Source organism: Ciceribacter sp. RN22 (assembly GCF_024054295.1).
Classification (GTDB): Bacteria; Pseudomonadota; Alphaproteobacteria; order Rhizobiales; family Rhizobiaceae; genus Allorhizobium; species Allorhizobium lividum.
The window spans coordinates 1,668,719-1,689,142 of record NZ_JAMXLD010000001.1; the positions used below are offsets into that span (position 1 = coordinate 1,668,719).

The 20,424-nt window shown below is 63.4% G+C and carries 21 protein-coding genes and 1 tRNA gene; 18 read left to right on the plus strand and 4 right to left on the minus strand.

Features of this window, described 5'->3' with window-relative positions; translation table 11 throughout:
* Nucleotides 1-8: 8 nt before the first annotated feature.
* The 9 genes from scpB (at nt 9) to NHF53_RS08295 (ending at nt 8,170) form a co-directional block, all read left to right on the plus strand.
* Nucleotides 9-728 carry an SMC-Scp complex subunit ScpB gene (scpB, locus tag NHF53_RS08255; protein WP_114363295.1) on the plus strand — a complete coding sequence of 240 codons (720 nt, stop codon included), beginning with the start codon at nt 9-11 and terminating at the stop codon, nt 726-728.
* A 94-nt stretch (nt 729-822) separates the two neighbouring features.
* Nucleotides 823-1,926: an ABC transporter ATP-binding protein gene (locus NHF53_RS08260; RefSeq protein WP_252833789.1), complete on the plus strand. Its 1,104-nt coding sequence runs from the start codon at nt 823-825 to the stop codon at nt 1,924-1,926.
* Nucleotides 1,927-1,967: 41 nt separating this feature from the next.
* Nucleotides 1,968-2,162, plus strand: a complete 195-nt coding sequence (locus NHF53_RS08265) for a twin-arginine translocase TatA/TatE family subunit (protein ID WP_112688429.1) — start codon at nt 1,968-1,970, stop codon at nt 2,160-2,162.
* A gap of 63 nt (nt 2,163-2,225) precedes the next feature.
* Nucleotides 2,226-2,843, plus strand: a complete 618-nt coding sequence (gene tatB, locus NHF53_RS08270) for a Sec-independent protein translocase protein TatB (RefSeq protein ID WP_252833790.1) — start codon at nt 2,226-2,228, stop codon at nt 2,841-2,843.
* On the plus strand, nt 2,840-3,658 hold the full coding sequence (gene tatC, locus NHF53_RS08275) for a twin-arginine translocase subunit TatC (protein WP_252833791.1): 819 nt from the start codon (nt 2,840-2,842) through the stop codon (nt 3,656-3,658). Before tatB ends, tatC begins: the two co-directional genes overlap by 4 nt.
* 105 nt (nt 3,659-3,763) lie before the next feature.
* Nucleotides 3,764-5,047, plus strand: a complete 1,284-nt coding sequence (gene serS / locus NHF53_RS08280) for a serine--tRNA ligase (protein WP_252833792.1) — start codon at nt 3,764-3,766, stop codon at nt 5,045-5,047.
* 16 nt (nt 5,048-5,063) lie between these two features.
* Nucleotides 5,064-5,840, plus strand: coding sequence for a 5'/3'-nucleotidase SurE (gene surE, locus NHF53_RS08285; RefSeq protein ID WP_252833793.1), 777 nt, complete (start codon nt 5,064-5,066; stop codon nt 5,838-5,840).
* A gap of 8 nt (nt 5,841-5,848) precedes the next feature.
* A complete protein-coding gene (locus NHF53_RS08290; protein WP_374591049.1) occupies nt 5,849-6,490 on the plus strand; it encodes a protein-L-isoaspartate(D-aspartate) O-methyltransferase in 642 nt (213 codons plus the stop codon).
* Between the two features lie 129 nt (nt 6,491-6,619).
* Complete coding sequence (locus tag NHF53_RS08295; protein ID WP_252833795.1) at nt 6,620-8,170, plus strand: LysM peptidoglycan-binding domain-containing M23 family metallopeptidase; 1,551 nt, start codon at nt 6,620-6,622, stop codon at nt 8,168-8,170.
* A 60-nt stretch (nt 8,171-8,230) separates the two neighbouring features.
* Here NHF53_RS08295 and NHF53_RS08300 read toward each other — a convergent pair whose 3' ends face one another.
* The gene (locus tag NHF53_RS08300; protein ID WP_252833796.1) at nt 8,231-9,103 is read right to left on the minus strand and encodes an ATP-binding protein; all 873 of its coding nucleotides are present in this window, start codon (nt 9,101-9,103) and stop codon (nt 8,231-8,233) included.
* Nucleotides 9,104-9,319: 216 nt separating this feature from the next.
* Here NHF53_RS08300 and yajC point away from each other — a divergent pair, with 216 nt between their 5' ends.
* From yajC to NHF53_RS08325, 5 genes are all read left to right on the plus strand, one after another.
* Complete coding sequence (gene yajC, locus NHF53_RS08305; protein ID WP_252833797.1) at nt 9,320-9,670, plus strand: preprotein translocase subunit YajC; 351 nt, start codon at nt 9,320-9,322, stop codon at nt 9,668-9,670.
* Between the two features lie 63 nt (nt 9,671-9,733).
* Nucleotides 9,734-12,295: a protein translocase subunit SecDF gene (gene secDF / locus NHF53_RS08310; protein WP_252833798.1), complete on the plus strand. Its 2,562-nt coding sequence runs from the start codon at nt 9,734-9,736 to the stop codon at nt 12,293-12,295.
* Nucleotides 12,296-12,333: 38 nt separating this feature from the next.
* A complete protein-coding gene (locus NHF53_RS08315; protein ID WP_114363087.1) occupies nt 12,334-12,702 on the plus strand; it encodes an Mth938-like domain-containing protein in 369 nt (122 codons plus the stop codon).
* Between the two features lie 25 nt (nt 12,703-12,727).
* On the plus strand, nt 12,728-13,570 hold the full coding sequence (locus NHF53_RS08320; protein ID WP_252833799.1) for a phytoene/squalene synthase family protein: 843 nt from the start codon (nt 12,728-12,730) through the stop codon (nt 13,568-13,570).
* A gap of 120 nt (nt 13,571-13,690) precedes the next feature.
* Nucleotides 13,691-14,149, plus strand: a complete 459-nt coding sequence (locus NHF53_RS08325) for a hypothetical protein (protein ID WP_252833800.1) — start codon at nt 13,691-13,693, stop codon at nt 14,147-14,149.
* A gap of 13 nt (nt 14,150-14,162) precedes the next feature.
* Here the strand turns inward: NHF53_RS08325 and trmFO are convergent, their stop codons facing one another.
* The 3 genes from trmFO to NHF53_RS08345 form a co-directional block, all read right to left on the minus strand.
* Nucleotides 14,163-15,575: a methylenetetrahydrofolate--tRNA-(uracil(54)-C(5))-methyltransferase (FADH(2)-oxidizing) TrmFO gene (gene trmFO, locus NHF53_RS08330; protein ID WP_252833801.1), complete on the minus strand. Its 1,413-nt coding sequence runs from the start codon at nt 15,573-15,575 to the stop codon at nt 14,163-14,165.
* 128 nt (nt 15,576-15,703) lie between these two features.
* Nucleotides 15,704-15,847 carry a DUF1127 domain-containing protein gene (locus NHF53_RS08335; protein WP_112688511.1) on the minus strand — a complete coding sequence of 48 codons (144 nt, stop codon included), beginning with the start codon at nt 15,845-15,847 and terminating at the stop codon, nt 15,704-15,706.
* Between the two features lie 273 nt (nt 15,848-16,120).
* Entirely contained in the window at nt 16,121-16,267 is a 147-nt protein-coding gene (locus tag NHF53_RS08345) for a DUF1127 domain-containing protein (protein ID WP_112688403.1), read from the minus strand.
* Between the two features lie 601 nt (nt 16,268-16,868).
* On the opposite strand from NHF53_RS08345, the gene NHF53_RS08350 reads away from it, so the two are divergent.
* The 4 genes from NHF53_RS08350 (at nt 16,869) to tig (ending at nt 20,420) form a co-directional block, all read left to right on the plus strand.
* On the plus strand, nt 16,869-17,972 hold the full coding sequence (locus NHF53_RS08350) for a DUF2157 domain-containing protein (RefSeq protein ID WP_252833802.1): 1,104 nt from the start codon (nt 16,869-16,871) through the stop codon (nt 17,970-17,972).
* Entirely contained in the window at nt 17,969-18,556 is a 588-nt protein-coding gene (locus NHF53_RS08355; RefSeq protein WP_252833803.1) for a GDYXXLXY domain-containing protein, read from the plus strand. Before NHF53_RS08350 ends, NHF53_RS08355 begins: the two co-directional genes overlap by 4 nt.
* A 112-nt stretch (nt 18,557-18,668) precedes the next feature.
* Nucleotides 18,669-18,753: transfer RNA gene (locus NHF53_RS08360), tRNA-Leu, on the plus strand.
* Between the two features lie 185 nt (nt 18,754-18,938).
* The gene (gene tig, locus NHF53_RS08365; protein ID WP_252833804.1) at nt 18,939-20,420 is read left to right on the plus strand and encodes a trigger factor; all 1,482 of its coding nucleotides are present in this window, start codon (nt 18,939-18,941) and stop codon (nt 20,418-20,420) included.
* Nucleotides 20,421-20,424: the final 4 nt, after the last annotated feature.

Below are 20,424 nucleotides of genomic sequence, written 5' to 3' on the forward strand. Positions count from 1 at the left end.
GCGCGATGGTGGAGGTCTTGCAGGAGGAGCGGTTGGATCTCGGCGACGACGAGGAGTTCACGCCCGAACGCGACCGCGCCGAACGGGAGGCCCTGAGGATCGCCGAAGCGCTTGTCTTCGCCTCCGCAGAACCCGTCTCGGAGAAGTTTCTGGCGGAGCGTCTGCCGCGCGGCATCGACGTGACGGTGCTGATGCAGACGCTGAAGGTCGAATATGCCGGCCGTGGCGTGAACCTCGTGCAGATCGGCGACCACTGGGCTTTCCGTACCGCTGCTGACATCTCCTTCGTCATCCGCAAAGAGGAGAGCGAGGCGAAGAAACTTTCCCGCGCGGCACTCGAAGTCCTTGCAATCATCGCCTATCACCAGCCGGTGACGCGCGCCGAGATCGAGGAAATCCGTGGCGTCCAGACCTCGAAGGGGACCCTCGACGTGCTGATGGAGGCCGGCTGGGTGCGCTTCCGTGGCCGGCGGCGTTCGCCGGGGCGGCCGGTGACGCTCGGTACCACGCGTGATTTCCTCGATCATTTCGGTCTGGAAGAGCTGCGCGACCTGCCCGGTCTCGAGGAGCTGAAGGGGGCGGGCCTCCTTTCCGGTCGCATACCGGCCAACTTCAATATCGCCATTCCGACGATCGGCGACGACCTGACCGAGGACGAAGATCCGATCACCCAGCTCGATCTCGAGGAACTCGGCCTCTTGACTCCGGGTGGTGAACCGGACGAATAGGTTCATGTTTTGAACTGCAACAGGTTGCGTCCGGGTCTGCGGGTCGCCGCAAGGCCGCCGTACCCCAAGAGAGCGCAGCCGCTCGGACGGTGGAATGAATTCGAGTACGGCAATCGCACCGCGAGGAAACGCCAGGCGCACCGCCGGTGTGACCTTTGCGGCCCGCCTGAGCTTCGAGGACATCCGTCACAGCTATCACGGCAAGGAAACCATTCGTGGCGTCACGCTGACCGCCGAGGCGGGCGAGGTGCTCTGTCTGCTTGGTCCGTCCGGATCGGGCAAGACGACCTTGCTGCGGATCGCCGCAGGCATCGAGGTCCAGACCTCCGGCCGGTTGCTCCTCAACGAGCGCGAGGTGGCGGGGCCGTCCGGTTTCGTGCCGCCGGAGCAGCGCGGCATTGGTCTCATGTTCCAGGACTTCGCGCTCTTTCCCCACATGAGCGTGATCGACAACGTCCGCTTCGGCCTCACTGCGCTTCCCGCCGGCGAGGCGAGGGCCGAGGCCATGCTCGCGCTCGAGCGCGTCGGCCTCGCCCATTACGCGGACAAGTATCCGCACATCCTTTCCGGCGGGGAGCAGCAGCGCGTGGCGCTCGCCCGGGCTCTGGCGCCACGGCCGGGCGTGCTCCTGATGGACGAGCCGTTTTCCGGGCTCGATTCCCGCCTGAAGGACACGATCCGTGCCGACACGCTGGCGATCCTGCGGGAGACGAGGGCGACCGCCGTCGTTGTCACCCACGACGCCGAGGAGGCGATGCGCATGGCCGACCGGATTGCGCTTCTGCGCGACGGGAAGCTGGTCCAGGTCGGCACGTCGGACGACCTCTACCGCCGGCCGAAGGACCTGTTTGCCGCCGCCTTCTTTTCGGAGATCAACGAGTTCTCGGGCGTCGTCAGGGGCGGCGGGGTGGAAACGCCGCTCGGCGTCGCTTCTGCGGGCACGATCCCGGAGGGGCGCGAAGTGTCCGTCGCGGTGCGTCTTTCTGGCGTGCATGTGCTGCTGGAAGGCGGTCCGATCCCGGCCCGCATCGTGTCGCGCAGGTTTTTGGGCGTGGTCGAGATGCTGACGCTTGCTATTCCCGGACGGGAGCAGCCGGTACGCGCGCGCGTCCGGGCCGATCTTCTGGCACCTGACCTCAAGGACGTGACCCTCAGGGTCGACGCGCAAGACATTTTGGTGTTTGAAAAAGACGCGTAAACGTCTTACATCGATGGTACGCAAAACCGAGGGAGTTTGTAATGGGTTCTTTTAGCATGTGGCATTGGCTGATCGTTCTGGCGATCGTGCTGCTCTTGTTTGGTCGCGGCAAGATTCCGGAACTGATGGGCGATGTCGCCAAGGGCATAAAGAGCTTCAAGAAGGGCATGTCCGACGACGATACCCCGGAACCGCCGAGCAAGACCGTGGAGCACAAGGCCGACGAAACGAAGTAAGGCCGGTTCCCGGCCGGGTGCATGCGGTCCTTCCAAGGGTCGGTGGCTTCAGGAGCCTGATTTATGCTGGATATTGGCTGGACCGAACTGTTGGTCATTGCCGTGATCCTGATTGTCGTGGTCGGTCCGAAGGACCTGCCGCCGATGATCAGGGCGTTTGGGAAAATGACTGCCCGGTTGCGCAAGACCGCAGGCGAGTTCCGGGCGCAGTTCGACGAGGCATTGCGTGAGGCCGAACTCGACGAGTTGCGGCAAACGGTGAACGATGTCCGAAGCCTCAACCCGGCAAATGCGCTCCGCGATGCCGTCAACCCGCTACGGCAGGCCGGCAACGAAATCAGGAGCGAGTTGCAGAAGGCGACCACACCAGATGTGAAGCCGGCGGAAGCGTCGTCAGAGGCTACCGCAAGCGAAGGTACCGTCGCGCCTGTGGCGCCGCCAATGGCCGCGCCGTTGACCGGTGTCCCGCCGGAGCTTTCCGCACCGGTGGCTGCTGCCGCCGAACCGGAGAAGGCAAAGCCGGCCGCGAAGAGGGTCGCCAAGCCCAAGGCCGAGCAAGCGGCTGCCGCTCCTGCCGCAAAGGCGGCGCCCAAGCGGGCCGCACCGGCGAAGAAAGCCGAAACGGCGGCGAAGCCCGCCGCTCGCAAGCCGCGCACAGCCAAGAAAGAGGATAGCCAATGAGCGGCGATCTCAAGGACAAGCCGCAGCCGCTCGTCGAACACCTCATTGAACTGCGCACACGCCTGATCTGGTCGCTCGTCGCGTTCTTCGCCGCCTTCATCGGCTGCTTCGCCTTCGCCAAGGACCTCTTCAATCTTCTGGTGGTTCCTTACAAATGGGCGGTGATCTGGGCTGGCCTCGATGTCTCGAAGGCGGAGCTCATCTATACGGCGCCTCAGGAGTTCTTCTTCACGCAGGTGAAGGTCTCCATGTTCGGCGCGCTGGTCATCGCCTTTCCGGTGATCGCCGCGCAGCTCTACAAGTTCGTCGCGCCCGGTCTCTACAAGAACGAGCGTCAGGCCTTCCTGCCGTTCCTGATCGCCTCGCCGATCCTCTTTCTTGTCGGCGGCGCGCTCGTCTATTTCTTTTTCACGCCGATGGTGATGTGGTTCTTCCTTGCGATGCAGCAGGCGCCGGACCAGAACGGCATCGCGATCTCGCTGATGCCGAAGGTGTCGGAGTATCTGAGCCTCATCATGACGCTCGTCTTCTCCTTCGGACTGGTTTTCCAGCTGCCGGTGGTAACGACCCTGCTTGCCCGGGTCGGCCTGCTCGAAAGCGCATGGCTTGCCGGAAAGCGCAAGTATTTCATCGTCGTCGCCTTCGTGATCGCCGCGGTTCTGACCCCACCTGACCCGGTCTCCCAGATCGGTCTTGCACTGCCCACGATCCTTCTCTACGAGGTAGCGATCTATGCAGCGCGACTCGTGGAACGCAAGCGCGCCGCTGCGGCTTTGGTCGAGGCGGACGAATCCGCGGGCGCCGGCGAGGCTTGAGCCCGGGCCCGGGCGCGGCTGCGTTCGGCCTGCGACTGGCGGCGTCCGGCTTCGGCGTCGCACTGTTTCCGTCCGACGACCACGACAACACGATCTGGAACGACAATGCTTGATATCAAATGGATACGTGAAAACGCCGAGGCTCTCGACGTGGCGCTGGCAAAGCGCAGTGCGGAGCCGCAGGCGGCCAGCCTGATTGCGCTCGACGAGAAGCGTCGCGCGGTCATCCAGAGCCTGCAGGACATGCAGTCGCGCCGCAACGCCGCCTCCAAGGAGATCGGCGCCGCGATGGCACAGAAGAACATGGAGCTTGCAGACAAGCTGAAGGCGGAAGTGGCGCATCTGAAGGACGCCATGCCGGCTGCCGAGGAGGCGGAGCGGCAGGTTTCGGCCGAGCTCAACGACGCCCTGTCGCGCATCCCGAACATTCCGCTGGAAGACGTGCCCGTCGGCAAGGACGAACACGACAACGTGGTGAAGCGTGTCGTCGGCGAGAAGCCCGGCTGGAACCATGCCGCGAAAGAGCATTACGAGATTGGCGAAGCGCTTGGCTACATGGACTTCGAGCGCGCCGCCAAGCTGTCGGGCGCGCGCTTCACGGTTCTGACCGGCCAGCTTGCGAAGCTCGAGCGAGCGCTCGGTCAGTTCATGCTCGATCTCCACACCACCGAGCACGGCTATACGGAGGTCTCCTCGCCGCTGATGGTGCGCGACGAGGCGATGTACGGTACGGGCCAGCTTCCGAAGTTCGCCGAAGACCTTTTCAAGACCACCGACGGCCGCTGGCTGATCCCGACTGCCGAGGTTACGCTCACAAACCTGGTTTCGGGCGAAATCCTCGAGCAGGAAAAGCTGCCGCTGCGCTTCACCGCGCTCACCCCGTCCTTCCGCTCGGAGGCAGGCTCCGCCGGGCGCGACACGCGCGGCATGCTGCGCCAGCACCAGTTCTGGAAGTGCGAGCTCGTCTCGATCACCGATGCGGATAGCTCGATTGCCGAGCATGAGCGCATGACGGCGTGCGCCGAAGAGGTGCTGAAGCGGCTGGGGCTGCACTTCCGCACAATGACGCTCTGCACCGGCGACATGGGCTTCGGCGCACGCAAGACCTACGACATCGAAGTCTGGCTGCCCGGCCAGAACACCTATCGCGAAATCTCGTCCTGCTCGGTCTGCGGCGACTTCCAGGGCCGCCGGATGAACGCCCGCTACCGCGGCAAGGACGACAAGGGGACGACCTTCGTCCACACGTTGAATGGCTCCGGGGTCGCCGTCGGGCGTTGCCTGATCGCGGTGATGGAGAACTATCTGAACGAGGACGGTTCGATCACGATCCCGGATGCCCTGCTGCCCTACATGGGCGGGCTGAAGCGGATCGAGAAGGCCGCCTGACCGGAACGAGGCACGGATGCGTATTCTGCTCACCAATGACGACGGCATCCACGCCGAAGGGCTGGCGGTTCTGGAGCGTATCGCTCGCGCGCTTTCCGACGATGTCTGGATCGTCGCGCCGGAGACCGACCAGAGCGGCCTTGCGCATTCGCTGACGCTCTCCGAACCGCTGCGCCTGCGCAAGGTCTCCGAAAAGCATTACGCGCTGCGCGGCACGCCGACCGACTGCGTGATCATGGGCATCCGCGAGATACTTGATCGCAAGCCGGATCTGGTGCTCTCTGGCGTCAATGCCGGGTCGAACCTTGCCGACGATGTGACCTACTCCGGCACCGTTGCCGGGGCCATCGAGGGGACCTTGCAGGGCGTACGTTCGATCGCACTCAGCCAGAGCTACACCTATACGGCCGAAGGGCCGCGCTACATTCCCTGGGAAACCGCTGAAACGCTCGCGCCCGATCTCATTCGCAGGCTGATGACGGTGGAGATGACCGCGGACACGCTGATCAACGTCAACTTCCCGAACTGCGCGCCGAAGGATGTGCAAGGGATTGCCGTCACGTCGCAGGGAAAGCTGGATTTCGGCCTGACGGTCGAACAGCGGTCGGATGGTCGTGGCTTTCCGTATTACTGGCTGCGCTTCGGCGAGCGCCAGGGGCACTTCCGTGAAGGCACGGACATCCATGCGGTCAAGAGCAACAAGATTTCGGTCACGCCGCTCAAGCTCGACCTCACCGACTATAGTGCCCAGGATCGTCTGGCACAGGCTCTTGGATACGGGGTGAACGATTGAAGTCGGCGATGGTCGAAAAGGAAGGCTTTGCCGCGCTGGTTCTGCGCCTGCGCGCCGAAGGAATTTCCGATCTCGACCTTCTGACCGCTGTCGAACAGACCCCGCGTTCGGCGTTCGTGCCGCCGCAGTTTGCCGATCAGGCCTATTCGAGCCGCACCATTCCGATCGAGTGCGGGGCGTTCATGGAAGGGGCAGATCTCGCTTTGCGCCTCCTCGATCGTCTCAACGTGAAGCCGGGACAGCGGGTGTTGGACATCGGCACCGGTAGCGGCTTCATGGCGGCGGTGCTCGGCAGGCTCACCGAGCGTGTTGTCTCGATCGACCGCTACAAGACGTTGGTCGGCGACGCGCAACGCCGGCTCGAAAAGCTTGGTATCCGCAACGTCGTCCTGCGTCAGGCCGACGGCAGCAACGGGCTTCCGGGCGAGGGAACCTTCGATCGTATCCTTTCCACTGCAGCGTTTCCCGCCATGCCGCGCTTCTACGCGGAGCAACTGGTTTCGGGCGGCATCTTCCTGGCCCCGCTGATGGTGTCGGAGGACACCTGCATGATGGTGCGGCTCACGAAGACCGGCAGTCGCTTCGAGCGCGAGGACCTCTTCCAGGTGCCCTACCTGCCGCTCATGCCGAAGGTCGCCTCCTATCTCTGAGCGCCGCGCGCGCGCTCGACAACGTGCCGTTGCCAAATAGTTCACTGCGATTCTCGCCAGTTAACCGGGCGGTAACACTAACGCGCTTTAATCATCCCACATCCAGTTGAGTATTTTGTGGGTCGAGTTATGCGTGAGAATTCGTCGCTGAAAGCCGAACTGCCTATCGTCCGGATCGCAGGTGCGATGCTGTTGGCGAGTGTCGCTGCCGGATGCAGTTCCGACGCGACCCGCTTCAGTTCCGACGCGACCCGCTTCAGTTCCATCTTTTCCCAGGACACGATGACCACCGCGTCAATCCCGCAGAGGGGCGACGGCGGTGTCGGAATTGATAGCCATCCGACGCCGAGCGCCGACATTGCCGGCGCGCAGCCGTCCTATTCGCAGGACTACAGCACCCGTCAGCAGGCGCTGAGCCAGCCCTATCCGGCGCAGCCTGCCGCCTCCGGCTCGGTCGCCCGCATGGCAAGTTCGCCCGTCGCGGTGCAGAGAGCCGAGCTCGCGGCCCCGACGGCGGACGCCGGCCGGCAGCAGGCGATGGCGCAGCCGTTCCCCTCCGCGCAAAAGACGGCGCAGAAAGCGGTGAATGACGATCTGACCACCGGTAGTAATCCGCCGGCAGGCAACTGGGCGACGGCAAGCGAGTCCCGCGTCACCCTTCGGCCTGGGGAAACGGTCGCTACGCTCTCGAAACGCTTCGGCGTATCCGAAGCGGCGATCCTGAAGGCGAACGGCCTCAGTCAGGCCTCCGATGCTGCCCCCGGGCAGCTGATGATCATCCCTCGTCTTGGTGGCAATGCCGCTCGTGCTGCTGCGGACGTCGCCGCATTGCCGGAAAAGGGCAATATTCCGACCCGACTGCCTCAGCAGGAGCAGAAGGTCGCGGTGCTGCCGAACACGCAGGGCAACCGCGACAAATCGCAGGCCCAATCCGCAGGTGCCACCGGCAAGAGCGTCGCTGGCGCCGGCGAGGGCGGAACCTACGTCGTGAAGCCGGGCGACACGCTGACCAAGATCGCCAAGGCGACCGGCACGCCGATCGACGCCCTCAAGGCTGCGAACGGTCTCTCCTCGACCAATATCCGCATCGGCCAGGCGCTGAAGATCCCGACGGCGGGAAGCGCGCCGGCTTCGACGAAGGTCGCCGCCGCCAAGCCGTCCGATGCGACGCTGAAGACGGCCTCGATCCCGTCGACCGCTGGGAAGAAGGCGACGCCGGCCGCCTACCAGCCGCCCGCAGCCAGCCAGACGGTTGGCGACGTCGCGTCGGCGACGACCAAGGAGAACGCTCCGGAAACCACCGGCATCGGCAAATATCGCTGGCCGGTGACGGGCGCGGTCGTCGCAGGCTACGGCGCGAACGTCGAAGGCAAGCGCAATGACGGCATCGATATCTCCGTTCCCGCCGGCACGCCGGTCAAGGCCGCAGAAAACGGCGTGGTCATCTATGCCGGCAATGGCCTCAAGGAACTCGGTAACACGGTTCTCGTCCGTCACGATGACGGCACGGTTACCGTCTACGGCCATGCCGATACGTTGAAGGTCCAGCGCGGCCAGAAGGTTCAGCGCGGCCAGCAGCTTGCCACGTCCGGGATGAGCGGCAGCGCCAAGCGCCCGTTGCTCCACTTCGAGGTCCGCAAAGATGCAACCCCGGTCAACCCGATGACTTTCCTGGAATAGGTATTGCGCACCAGGAGAGCTTAGAAAAGGTCCGGCCTCCCGGACCTTTTTTCGTTTTTGTCAGCCGCGGTCCATGGTGATGCGCAGGCGCCCCGCGAGGTCCTGGATGTATTGCCAGGCCACGCGGCCGGAGCGGCCGCCGCGGGTGGTTGCCCATTCGAGCGCCTCGGCATGCAGCGTTTCGCGGTCGAGCGGCAGGCGGAAATGTTCTGCGTATCCGTCGATCATCGTCAGATAGTCGTCCTGGCTGCATTTGTGGAAGCCGAGCCAGAGGCCGAAGCGGTCGGAGAGCGAAACCTTTTCCTCAACCGCTTCCGAGGGATTGATCGCGGTCGACTGCTCGTTCTCCGTCATGTGACGCGGTAGCAGGTGGCGACGGTTGGATGTGGCGTAGAAGAGTACGTTGTCGGGGCGGCCTTCGATACCGCCATCGAGCGCCGCCTTCAGCGACTTGTAGGCGGTGTCGTCATGATCGAAGGAGAGGTCGTCGCAGAAAACGATCACCCGGTGGGGCGACGCCTTCATCATGTCGAGGAGGACGGGCAGCGAGGAAATATCCTCACGGTGCACCTCGACGAGCTTCAGCGAAATACCGGTCGTCTCCTTTACATCGGCGTGGACGGCCTTGACCAGCGACGACTTGCCCATGCCGCGCGCGCCCCAGAGCAGGACGTTGTTGGCCGGAAAACCTTCCGCGAAGCGCAGCGTGTTCTCATGCAGGATGTCGCGGACGTGATCGACGCCGCGGATCAGCGACAGTGCCACCCGGTTCGGGCGCGGGACCGGCTGAAGGTGGCTGCGCGGCGGCACCCAGACGAAGCAATCGGCGGATTCCCAGTCGTTCTCGGCAGGGGCGGGGCCTGCCAGACGTTCCACGGCGACCGTCAGCCGGCGCAGCTCGTTCAGGATCAGGCGGTTGAGTTCCTCGGCCATGAATGTTTCCTCGCGCAAGTGAAGAAGCTCTGCGGCTTTGTCCGCTTTTTCCGGGCGGTAGCATGGCCTTTTGCGGCACGAAAGGGTAAGACGCCTTGAATCGGTACGCACGGCCGCCGTTTCTGTTGCAATCGCTTGGCTCGCCACTATATTCCGGCGACCTGAAGCGGCAGCAGCGGCTGCCGGCAAGCCTTGTTGTCTAGGGAGTTCTTTTCCATGTTCATTACGCAGGCATTCGCGCAGGACGCAGCAGTCCAGGGCGCAACCGGCTTCGGCTCCGGTCTCGAAATGCTCTTCCTTTTCGCCCCGCTAATGGTCGTCTGGTACTTCTTTTTGATCCGGCCGCAGCGCCAGCAGATGAAGAAGCGCGAGGAAACCCTTTCCTCCATCCGTCGTGGCGACCAGGTCGTGCTCGGCGGCGGCATCGTCGGCAAGGTCGCCAAGGTCGTTGACGACAAGGAACTGGATGTCGAGATCGGCGACGGTGTGAAGGTCCGCGTCCTGCGCGCCTACGTCGCGGAAGTCCGCGTGAAGGGCGAGCCGGTCAAGGCCGACGCAGCATCCTGATTGTTGGTGCGGCGCCTCGAGAGGCACGGTCACCGGTTGTCATAACCTGATTTCGAGAGTTTCATGCTGTATATCTCCCGCTGGAAGACGATCCTGATCTGGCTCACCGTTGCGGTGAGCGTGGTGATCGCCATGCCCAACTTCTTCAGCAATGGGCAACTCGCGTCCTTCCCGTCGTGGCTTCCTTCGAAGAAGGTGACGCTTGGTCTCGACCTTCAGGGTGGCTCGCACATCATGCTGAAGATCGAGAAGGCCGACATCATCAAGGAACGGCTGGAGACGACTGTCGGCGATATCCGCAACAACCTGCGTGAGGCGGGCATCCGCTATACCGGTCTCTCCGGTGTCGGGCAGCAGATCCAGGTGCGCATCACCGACGCGGACAAGGTCGAGGCCGCCAAGGAGGCGCTCGCGCCGCTGACCCAGGTGGTCAGTGTCGGTGGACTGACCGGCGGCACCGTTCAGGAAATCACGATGACGGAAGGCGAGGGCGGTCTTCTGCGCTTCGATCTCACCGACGCCGGCATCAACTATCGCACCGCCTCGGCGCTCACCCAGTCGATCGAAGTTGTCCGACGTCGTGTGGACGAACTCGGAACCACCGAACCGCTGATCCAGCGCCAGGGCGAGGATCGCATCATCGTCCAGGTTCCGGGGCTCACCGATCCGCAGCGGCTCAAATCGCTTCTCAACCAGACCGCCAAGCTCACCTTCCACATGGTCGACATGAGTATGCCGGTCGAAGAGGCGATCAACGGCCGCCCGCCGGCCTCCTCCGAGGTCCTCTATTCCATGGACGATCCAGCCGTGCCTTATCTCGTAGAGAAGCGGGCACTGGTCTCCGGCGAAAACCTCGTCGACGCGCAGGCGACCTTCAACCAGCAGACCAATGAGCCGGTCGTTTCCTTCCGTTTCGACAGCAAGGGCGCGCAGCGTTTTGCGCAGGCGACGCAACAGAATGTCGGCCGTCCCTTCGCGATCGTTCTCGACGATCAGGTTATTTCCGCGCCGGTCATCCGTGAGCCGATCGTCGGTGGTTCCGGCCAGATCTCCGGCGGCTTCTCCGTCGAAGGGGCAAACGACCTCGCCGTGCTGCTGCGCGCGGGTGCGCTGCCCGCGACCCTGACGGTCGTCGAAGAACGCACCGTCGGCCCCGGCCTTGGGGCAGACTCGATCAGCGCCGGCCTGACCGCCTCGGTGATCGGTGCGATTGCGGTCGTCCTGTTCATGATCGGCTTCTACGGCACGTTCGGCGTGATGGCGAATATCGCGCTCACCGCCAACATCACGATGATCTTCGCTGCCCTGACGACCCTCGGTTCGACGCTAACGCTGCCTGGCATCGCCGGTATCGTTCTGACAATGGGGATGGCCGTCGACTCGAACGTGCTCGTCTACGAGCGCATCCGCGAAGAGGTGAAAAACGGCCGTTCGCTGGCGCAGGCGATTGACGTTGGCTTCAAGAAGGCCTTCGCAACGATCGTTGACGCCAACCTGACGACCCTCATCGCCGCTGTTGTTCTGTTCTTCCTCGGTTCCGGCCCGGTTCGCGGCTTCGCGGTCACGCTTGCCGTCGGTATCGTCACCACCGTCTTCACCGCCTTCACGATGACCCAGTGGCTGATGGCCATGTGGTTCCGCTGGCGTCGGCCGAAGCACCTGCCGAAAAGCATTCGCACGGGGATGTTCGACACGCAGAACATCCGCTTCATGGCAATCCGCAAGTTCACCTTCGCCACGGCCGGCGCGCTGATCGTGATCTCGCTTGCCGGCTTCGTTTTCGTCGGCCTCAACCTCGGCATCGACTTCAAGGGTGGATCGCTGATCGAGCTCAAGGCGCGGCAAGGGGCGGCCGACATTGGCGACATCCGCGAACGGCTGAGCGAACTGAACCTCGGGGAAATCCAGGCACAAGGGTTTGGCGATCCGTCGAGCGTACTCGTTCGTCTGCAGTCGCAGGAGGGGGGCGAAAACGCCGAACAGTCGGCGATCTCGCTCGTGCGTCAGGAGCTTCAGGACCAATACGAATTTCGCCGTGTGGAAGTGGTCGGGCCCGCCGTTTCGAGCGACCTGACGGCGAATGCCACGATCGGCGTCGGCGTGTCGCTCCTGCTCATCCTGATCTACATCTGGTTCCGCTTCGAATGGCAGTTTGCGGCAGGCGCGATCATTGCAACCCTGCACGACGTGATCCTCACCCTCGGGCTCTTCGTCTTCACCGGCATCGAATTCAACCTCACCAGTATCGCGGCGATCCTGACGATCATCGGCTACTCGCTGAACGATACGGTCGTGGTCTACGACCGCATGCGCGAGAACCTGAGGCGTTACAAGAAGATGCCGCTCGATGTCCTGATCGACGCGTCGATCAACCAGACGCTGTCGCGTACGGTTCTGACGGCGTCGACGACCTTGATCGCACTTCTGGCGCTCTACCTCTTCGGCGGCGAGGTGATTGCCTCCTTCACGCTCGCCATGCTGTTCGGCGTGCTGATCGGCACCTTCTCGTCGATCTATATGGCTGCGCCGGTGCTGATTGCCTTCAAGCTGCGTCCGGAGAGCTTCCAGCAGGAGGAAAAGGCCTCCGAAGGCGAGGCGTTGCCGTCCGGTAAGGCTGGAGCCTGATCGTCGTGGCGGAGGCGCCGGGCAACCGGGGAATAGTGATGCGCGAGGCTCATTTTCCGGGCCGTGCGCCGATCGACGCCTACGGTAACGGAGGCTTTCGCTTCGCCGACATGTCGCATCGCGGCTCGTTGCTTCTGCTGCCCTCCGGCATATATGGCTGGGAGATGGCAGAAGGCGATCCGCTTTCCGTCGACGCCTTCCGGCGTGTGCTGGAGGAGGCGAGCGGTATCGAGGTATTGCTCCTCGGAACCGGGAAGGACCTCCGTCCGATCCCTGCCGACCTCAAGGCGGCGCTCCGTGAGCGGGGTATTGCGAGCGACCCGATGGGCACGGGCGCGGCGGTTCGCACCTACAACATCATGCTTGCCGAACAGCGTGCCGTGGCAGCCGCGCTGATTGCGGTCTGAGGCGAGGTCCTTTTTGGAAAAGGCGATGCCGGACAACGAAGCCATCTGCCTTGCCGGGCTGCGTGATACCGATCGGGACCGCTACCTCGCGGCCTTGCTGTCTCCGGTCGACAAGCGCGCCGGGCTGATCGCTCTCTACGGCTTCAACGCCGAGATCGCCCGGATCCGCGATGTCGTGCGCGAGCCTTTGCCGGGCGAGGTCCGGCTGCAATACTGGCGTGATCTCGTTTCTGGCGTCGAACACGGCGAGACGGCGGCCAATCCGCTCGGAGCGCTGCTCGTCGAAACCATCCGGCGTTATGATCTTCCCGCCGAGGCGCTGCTGCGGATGCTCGACGCCCGCGTTTTCGACCTCTACGATGATCCGATGGAGAGCCGCGGCATGTTCGAGGGCTACGCCGGTGATACGGCCTCGGCCCTCATACAGCTCGCAAGCCTGATAGCCGCCCCCGACGAGGCGGCAAAATGCGCCGAACGTGCCGGCCATGCCGGCGTCGCGCAGGCGGTCGCGGGTTCGATCCTGCTTTTGCCGCGGACGCGGGCGCGCGGCCAACTCTACATTCCCCTGGAGATATTGAAGGCCGTTGGCCTGGATCGCGAGGGCTTCCTCGCGGGCGAGGATCGTACGCGGATATCCGCCGCCGTCGAAGCGTTTTCCGGACTGGGGCGCGAGCATCTCGCAAAGGCGCGTGGCGCCGGCGCACTGCCCACGACGATCATGCCGGCCTATCTGCCGGTGGCGCTGGTGGGCGACGTGCTCGATCGGGCCGTAAAGGAGCCTGCACGCGTCTTCGAGGAAGAAATACGGGCGGCGCAATGGCGACGGCAGTTGCTTCTTATGCGGGCGATGTTCCGGCGGCGGGTCTGAAGCCGGCCAAATTCGCGCAAGCCTCGGCTGCTAGAGCCATTCCGGTCGCGATGTCGCGGAGGGCGCCGGAACCGTTCGCATCATAGGCGAAGCGGACAGAGGAACGAGAGGGAGGCAGATGTGACGCTTGTCACGTGGATGGTGATCTTTGGACTGCTCGCCCTTTTCGCCATCGGCGCGACGCGTATGGCGCGTCGGTCGACGACCGAAGAGTCTCATGATACCGGGCTGGCCATCCTGCAGTTCGGCCGCGCCTTTCCCAACGAAGCTATCCGCAACCTGCGTGCGACGGCAGACGGCAAGGCCGTCTTCGTTCGTCTGCACGACAACAAGACCGGCTTCATGCGCAACATGCGCAGCCATTTTGCATGTCACCTGATCGAGCCGGGAACCGTGAGGGTGTGTGATCTCCCGAATGGCCGGGGACTGTCGATCGAGTTTCTGGATGCGCCGTTCCACAACGGCGACTTCGTTTTCACTTCGCCTGCCGAGGCGGCCGAGGTATCGCTCTGGCTGCTCGGCAACTACATCAGCGCAAGCGACCGGCCGGACGCAGACGAGCCGTTCGCCAGAGGCTGACGAAGAACCGTCCTCACGCGCCTTCGAGCCAACGCCTGCAATCGGCGAGTGCTCGAGCGGCGATCAGTTGGCGTTTCATGATCGTCTTGTCTTTGCCACGGAAACGCTTGACGCCTTCGGGCTTGGTGATCGCACCGGGTTCCAGCTCCGGAAACAGTCCGAAGTTGATGTTCATCGGCTGGAAGGACCGCTTTCCGGGTTCGTCGTCGGTGACGATATGGCCACCGGTGATGTGGTTGAGGAGCGAACCCATGGCTGTCGTGGCCGGAGGCAGGCGGACCGGCTCCCCCTTCCGTTCCGCGGCAGCGAAGCGGCCGGCAAGCAGGCCGATCGACGCGCTCTCGACGTAACCTTCGCAGCCGGTGATCTGTCCCGCGAAGCGCAGGCCTGGGCGGCTCTTGAGCTGCAGGGTATGATCGAGCAGCACGGGCGAATTGATGTAGGTGTTGCGGTGCAGACCGCCGAGGCGGGCGAATTCCGCGTTCTCGAGCCCCGGAATCATCCGGAAGATCTCCGCCTGCGCCCCGTAGCGCAGCTTCGTCTGGAAGCCGACCATGTTGTACAGCGTGCCGAGCGCATTGTCCTGGCGAAGCTGGACCACGGCGTAGGGCTTGACCGTCGGGTTGTGGGCGTTGGTGAGACCCATGGGCTTCATCGGCCCGTGCCGCAGCGTTTCGCGACCGCGCTCCGCCATGACCTCGATCGGCAGGCAGCCGTCGAAATAGGGTGTTCCTTCCCATTCCTTGAAGCCGACGGTATCGCCGGCGATCAGCGCATCGACGAAAGCGTTGTACTGCGCTTCGTCCAGCGGGCAGTTGATGTAGTCCTTGCCGGTTCCGCCGGGTCCGACCTTGTCGTAGCGCGACTGGTACCAGCAGACATTCATGTCGATCGAATCGCGATGGACGATCGGCGCGATGGCGTCGAAGAAGGCGAGCGCATCGGCACCGGTCTCGAGGCGGATCGCTTCGGCGAGCGCCGGCGAGGTGAGCGGGCCGGTCGCAACGATCGTCGAGCCCCATTCCTCCGGCGGAACCCCGGCGATCTCTTCGCGAATCACGGTGATCAACGGATGGCTTTCGATCGCGGCACTGACGGCGGCGGAAAAGCCCTCGCGGTCGACGGCGAGCGCTCCGCCGGCCGGGACCTGGTTCCGGTCGGCCGCAGCCATGATCAGCGATCCCGCGAGACGCATCTCGGCATGGATGACACCGACCGCATTGGACGTCGCGTCGTCGGACCGGAAGGAGTTCGAACAGACGAGCTCGGCAAGTCCGTCGGTCTTGTGGGCATCGGTGCCGCGCACGCCGCGCATCTCGTGGAGGATGACCGGTACACCGGCCTGCGCCGCCTGCCAGGCCGCTTCCGAGCCGGCAAGGCCGCCGCCGACGATGTGGATGGGGGAAAGGGTCTCTGTCTTCGTCATGCGGGCTGCTTATCACGCGGCGCCGGCGGTTCCAATCGCCCCGAATCAAAAACGGCACCGTGCGGTGCCGTTCGGCGTCTTCTTCATTTCATGGCGCCCCGCGGCTGCGGAGCGACCTGCATCAATGCTTAGCGAAAGGAGCGTGCCGCGATGTTGCGGATATCGTAGCGGGTGATGCCGATGTCGGAGAGCGCCTGGTTGGACAGGTTGCCGAGCTCGGAGATCGTGCGGCGGTAGCTCATCCAGTTCTTGGCATAGCGGATCGGGTTCATGGTCGTTTCCTCGAAAATCTTGGTTTCGCTGTTCTTGCGGCCTCTCCGCATCAGCGATTGAGCCTTTTATACGCCTGTAAAACAATATTTTGCAGTGCAAATAATGAGCGACTGCTATGCAAATGTGCAAAGCATGACGAAAATTTAGGCCGGGCTCAGAAAATCGGCAGCAAAGCTGGCCGGCGATGGTCACTCCGCCGACCGGTGGGCACAAAAAAAGCCTCCCGCGAGGGGAGGCCTTTCAGGTCTTCCAAATCGGAAGAGGCTGTAAAATCAGCCGGCGATGGCGTCGCGGGCAACGCGACGGATGTCTTCGCGGCCGATACCGAGGTCGCGCAGTTCGCGGTCCGACATGCGGCCGAGTTCGTTGATGGTCTGACGGTACTTGCGCCAGTTGCTGAGCGAGCGAGCAAAGTTCATGATTGGTCTCCTTGGACTTGCTGCGGCGGCCGTCCTCGGCGCCGCTTTCGATTTCATGAGCTCAATATATGTTGCGCCGCAAAATCATGTAGAGCCAAGTTTGTATGCCACCTATGCATCAAATGCATGATCTTGCCGTTAAGTGATCGTTAATTGTCTATTTTTGCATCACGGGGGAAGGGAACGTGGGCAGAAAGCACTTCGCCGAAGGGAAGCGGACAAAAAAATAACGCTCACCGGGGGAGGAGGTCCGGTGAGCGTCATTTTGGGTGACTGGCAACTGGGAGGAGGAGTGCTGCCAGTCTTATCGGTGCGACACTGGGAGGAGGAGTGTGTAGCACCGAATTTCGTCGAGATCCCTGGTCGCTGCGAGCGCCTCAGGCGCGATCTCTATGGTTCAAATATAGTACGTCGACTTCGCTTTGTGCAGTGCAATATCATCATGGAAGCCATGCAATCTTCGCATGGCCGGCGAGGGTGTTGCGAAAGACCCGCGAAAGGGCATTGTCATTTCCATTCTCGCAAATCACAGTGCCACAAAATGCGACGTGGCGGTATGCGGCAAGGCACCGCAGCTGGCCGGGGATCTCAGGGGAAGATGATGTATCGCGGAAGGCTGAAGCGCGACTTCGATCTGTGGGTCGAGAAGGGGATGGTGGCCCGTCCTGCCGCCGACGCGATGCTCGCCGAGTATGACCAGCGGCGATCGGCCTTCAGCGTCGGCGGCGTGCTGACCATGCTGGCGGCGCTGCTCATCTCGGCGTCGATCCTGTTGCTGATTGCAGCGAACTGGGAGGAGATTCCCCGCGGTGCAAAGGTAATCTCGGTTGTCGCGCTGATCTGGATCTTTCATCTGTCGGCGGGTGTGGCCTTCGCCCGCGGTGCGGATCGCCTCGGCGGGGCGGCCCTGGTGCTCGGCACGATGAGCTTCGGCGGCGCCATCGCGCTGATCGGACAGCTCTACCATCTCTCGGGCGACACGGTGGATGCCATGCTGCTCTGGTTCGCGGGTGCAGTGGCCTCGGCTGTGCTCTTCCGCTCCGAAGCCGTGACGGTCGCTGCCGGATTTCTCGCCTTCGCCGTCTCTTTTGCCATGGTCGACCAGTTCGACTGGCAGTGGGACTGGCTTTACGGCTGGTCGCCGATCGCCTGCGCCCTCGTGGTACTGGCCCTGGTCTATCGCACCGGCGCGGAGCGCGCCCGTCATTTCGCCTACCTGCTCGGTCTTGCCTGGCTCGGCTGGCTCTACGGGTTGAGCGAGGAGGTCTGGCCGGCCGTCGTCTATGCACTCGTCGGAACGCTCTCCTTCGTGGCGCTGACGGTAAAGGGCTCGCCCCTGGAGGCGATCGCCCGCCGGGCGGGGGCGGCACCGGCCTTCTATGCGTGCGCGCTGGCGGTGCTTGGCCTTCTTGCGCTTCATTTCGAATATGATGCCGGCGGCAGACTTGCGGTGCTCGCAGCAGCGACGATCGCCTTCGTACTGCTCGCCCTGGCGCTCGCCGGGCGCGACAACGGCGCGGTACGTTACCTTGCCTATACGGTCTTCGCCGGCGAGGTTCTTTATCTCTCCTTCGTGACGATCGATTCTATGCTCGGCACCTCCGGCTTCTTCCTGCTTTCCGGCTTGGTGGTGGCAGTGCTCGCCTTCGTCGTCGTCCGCATGGAAAAACTCTTTGCCCGCAGAGCCGAGGAGGCCGGACGATGAACACCGCAACCGCAGGCGGACGCTACCATCTCCTCGTCGCGGCAGGCGTATCGGTTCTTTTCACAGCCGTTCTGCTCTACATGGTTGAGCATCGGGCAGCGATCCTGCGCTCCGGCACCGAGGTCGTGCTGAAGACGGTGCCGGTCGATCCGCGTGATCTTCTGCGTGGAGACTATGTCGTGCTGTCTTACGAGGTGTCCCGGATTCCCGTCTCCCTCGTCAAGGGCGACTGGCCGGCGCCCGGAAGCTGGACGCGGATGAACGTGCGGCTGAGACCGGGGCCGGACGGCTACTGGACGGTCGCCGAGGCCGCTTTCGGCGATCTTCCGCCGGCGGAGGGCTCGGTGGTCCTGCGCACGCAGCGCTTCCGTCTTTATACGACGCCGGCCGACGACGGGGGCGAGATCTCCGTCGACTACGGCATCGAGCGCTATTACGTGCCGGAGGGCGAGGGCAGGCCGATCGAGGATGCGCGCAACGACGACGAGGTGTCCGTCGCGGCCCGTGTCGGGGCCGGCGGGCAGGCGCAGATTCGCGAACTCAGGGTGCGTGGCGTGCCTGCCTACGAGGAGCCGCTCTACTGAGCCGGGCCCGCGCCCGGCCGTCATTTTTCCTTTGCGCGGACGGAAACGGGTGATATAGAGACGCGCGCTCCGGAGGGGCCATGCGCGAAGGCAGCATGCGGTTCTTTTGGGCGCGGGTATGGTGGAATTGGTAGACACGCCAGATTTAGGTTCTGGTGCCGCAAGGCGTGGGAGTTCAAGTCTCTCTACCCGCACCAGGATCGCCGCGCGGGCTGCCGGGAGGGGCAAAACAGCCGTTCCTGTCACCCCTTGCGCCATTTTGCCTGGCAAAATGCTTGAAGATTGCGTACCAGCCACGCCCGGGAAAGAAGAATTCCGGCGTCGTGCTCAATGAAAACCACCGGCTGTCCGAGCACGGCCGCCACGACATGAAGGTAAGAACATGCAGGTTATCGAAACGCTCGCTGAAGGGCTGAAGCGCGAAATCAAGGTCGTCGTTCCGGCCAAGGACATGGAACAGCGGATGAACGAGCGCCTCGCCGAGGCCAAGGACAAGGTCCGCATCAACGGTTTCCGCCCGGGCAAGGTGCCGATGTCGCACCTGAAGAAGGTCTACGGCAAGTCGATCATGGCCGAGCTCGTCAACGAGATCATCCGCGAAAAGCCGAGCGCGATCCTTTCCGAGCGCGGCGAGAAGTCTGCGACCCAGCCCGAAGTCACGATGACCGAGGACGAGGCCGAAGCCGACAAGATCCTGAACGCAGAAGCCGATTTCGAGTTCACGCTCTCCTACGAAGTCATTCCGCCGATCGAGCTGAAGCCGGTTTCCGGCCTCAAGGTCGTGCGTGAAGTCGTCGACATCGAAGAAGGCGAAGTCGAGGACCAGATCCGCAAGATCGCCGAAAGCGCCCGCAGCTACGAAACCAAGAAGGGCAAGGCCGCCGACGGCGACCGCGTCACCATGGATTACGTCGGCAAGGTCGACGGCGTTGCCTTCGACGGCGGCACCGACACCGATGCCGAGCTGGTTCTCGGCTCGAACCGCTTCATCCCCGGCTTCGAAGACCAGCTCGTCGGCGTCAAGGCCGGCGATGAGAAGGTCATCACCGTCACTTTCCCGGAAGACTATCCGGCCAAGAACCTCGCCGGCAAGGAAGCGACCTTCGACATCACGGTCAAGGACGTTGCCGCTCCGGGTGAAGTCGAGCTCAACGACGAACTCGCCACGAAGCTCGGCATCGAATCGCTCGATCGCCTGAAGGAAGTCGTCCGCGGCCAGATCGAAAGCCAGTTCGGCTCGGTCACCCGTCAGAAGGTCAAGCGTCAGATCCTCGACCAGCTCGACGAGATGTACAAGTTCGAAACCCCCGCACGCCTCGTGGAGGCCGAGTTCGAAAACATCTGGCGCCAGATCAACACCGATCTCGCCCAGTCCGGCAAGACCTTCGAGGATGAAGACACCACCGAAGAAAAGGCCCGCGACGAATACCGCACGCTCGCCGAGCGCCGCGTCCGCCTCGGCCTCGTCCTCTCCGAAATCGGCGAAAAGGCCGGCGTCGAAGTAACCGAGGAAGAAATGCAGCGCGCTCTCTATGCTCAGCTGCAGCAGTTCCCGGGTCAGGAAAAGCAGATCCTCGACTTCTTCCGCAAGACGCCGGGCGCTTCCGCCTCGCTGCGCGCACCGATCTTCGAAGAGAAGGTTGTTGACCATCTGCTCGGCGAAATCGACGTCACCGACAAGAAGGTAAGCAAGGAAGAGCTGCTCGCCGACGACGAAGCCGAAGGCGCTGAAAAGCCGGCGAAGAAGGCGGCTCCGAAGAAGAAGGCTGCTGCCAAGGCCGAAGACGCCGCCGAAGGCGAGGAAGCCGCTCCGAAGAAGAAGGCTGCCCCGAAGAAGAAGGCTGCCGAAGGCGACGCCGAGTAATCAG

Bases quoted from the DNA above. Each gene is read 5' to 3' on its own strand.
- NHF53_RS08290 (WP_374591049.1), top strand. From the start codon at position 5,849: ATGGTCGAAAAGGAAGGCTTTGCCGCGCTGGTTCTGCGCCTGCGCGCC.
- NHF53_RS08320 (WP_252833799.1), top strand. From the start codon at position 12,728: ATGCCGGACAACGAAGCCATCTGCCTTGCCGGGCTGCGTGATACCGAT.
- NHF53_RS08300 (WP_252833796.1), bottom strand. From the start codon at position 9,103: ATGGCCGAGGAACTCAACCGCCTGATCCTGAACGAGCTGCGCCGGCTG.
- NHF53_RS08350 (WP_252833802.1), top strand. From the start codon at position 16,869: ATGTATCGCGGAAGGCTGAAGCGCGACTTCGATCTGTGGGTCGAGAAG.
- tig (WP_252833804.1), top strand. From the start codon at position 18,939: ATGCAGGTTATCGAAACGCTCGCTGAAGGGCTGAAGCGCGAAATCAAG.
- NHF53_RS08315 (WP_114363087.1), top strand. From the start codon at position 12,334: ATGCGCGAGGCTCATTTTCCGGGCCGTGCGCCGATCGACGCCTACGGT.
- yajC (WP_252833797.1), top strand. From the start codon at position 9,320: ATGTTCATTACGCAGGCATTCGCGCAGGACGCAGCAGTCCAGGGCGCA.
- NHF53_RS08335 (WP_112688511.1), bottom strand. From the start codon at position 15,847: ATGAACCCGATCCGCTATGCCAAGAACTGGATGAGCTACCGCCGCACG.
- tatC (WP_252833791.1), top strand. From the start codon at position 2,840: ATGAGCGGCGATCTCAAGGACAAGCCGCAGCCGCTCGTCGAACACCTC.
- secDF (WP_252833798.1), top strand. From the start codon at position 9,734: ATGCTGTATATCTCCCGCTGGAAGACGATCCTGATCTGGCTCACCGTT.
- NHF53_RS08345 (WP_112688403.1), bottom strand. From the start codon at position 16,267: ATGAACTTTGCTCGCTCGCTCAGCAACTGGCGCAAGTACCGTCAGACC.
- serS (WP_252833792.1), top strand. From the start codon at position 3,764: ATGCTTGATATCAAATGGATACGTGAAAACGCCGAGGCTCTCGACGTG.
- NHF53_RS08355 (WP_252833803.1), top strand. From the start codon at position 17,969: ATGAACACCGCAACCGCAGGCGGACGCTACCATCTCCTCGTCGCGGCA.
- surE (WP_252833793.1), top strand. From the start codon at position 5,064: ATGCGTATTCTGCTCACCAATGACGACGGCATCCACGCCGAAGGGCTG.
- tatB (WP_252833790.1), top strand. From the start codon at position 2,226: ATGCTGGATATTGGCTGGACCGAACTGTTGGTCATTGCCGTGATCCTG.
- trmFO (WP_252833801.1), bottom strand. From the start codon at position 15,575: ATGACGAAGACAGAGACCCTTTCCCCCATCCACATCGTCGGCGGCGGC.
- NHF53_RS08295 (WP_252833795.1), top strand. From the start codon at position 6,620: ATGCGTGAGAATTCGTCGCTGAAAGCCGAACTGCCTATCGTCCGGATC.
- NHF53_RS08265 (WP_112688429.1), top strand. From the start codon at position 1,968: ATGGGTTCTTTTAGCATGTGGCATTGGCTGATCGTTCTGGCGATCGTG.
- NHF53_RS08260 (WP_252833789.1), top strand. From the start codon at position 823: ATGAATTCGAGTACGGCAATCGCACCGCGAGGAAACGCCAGGCGCACC.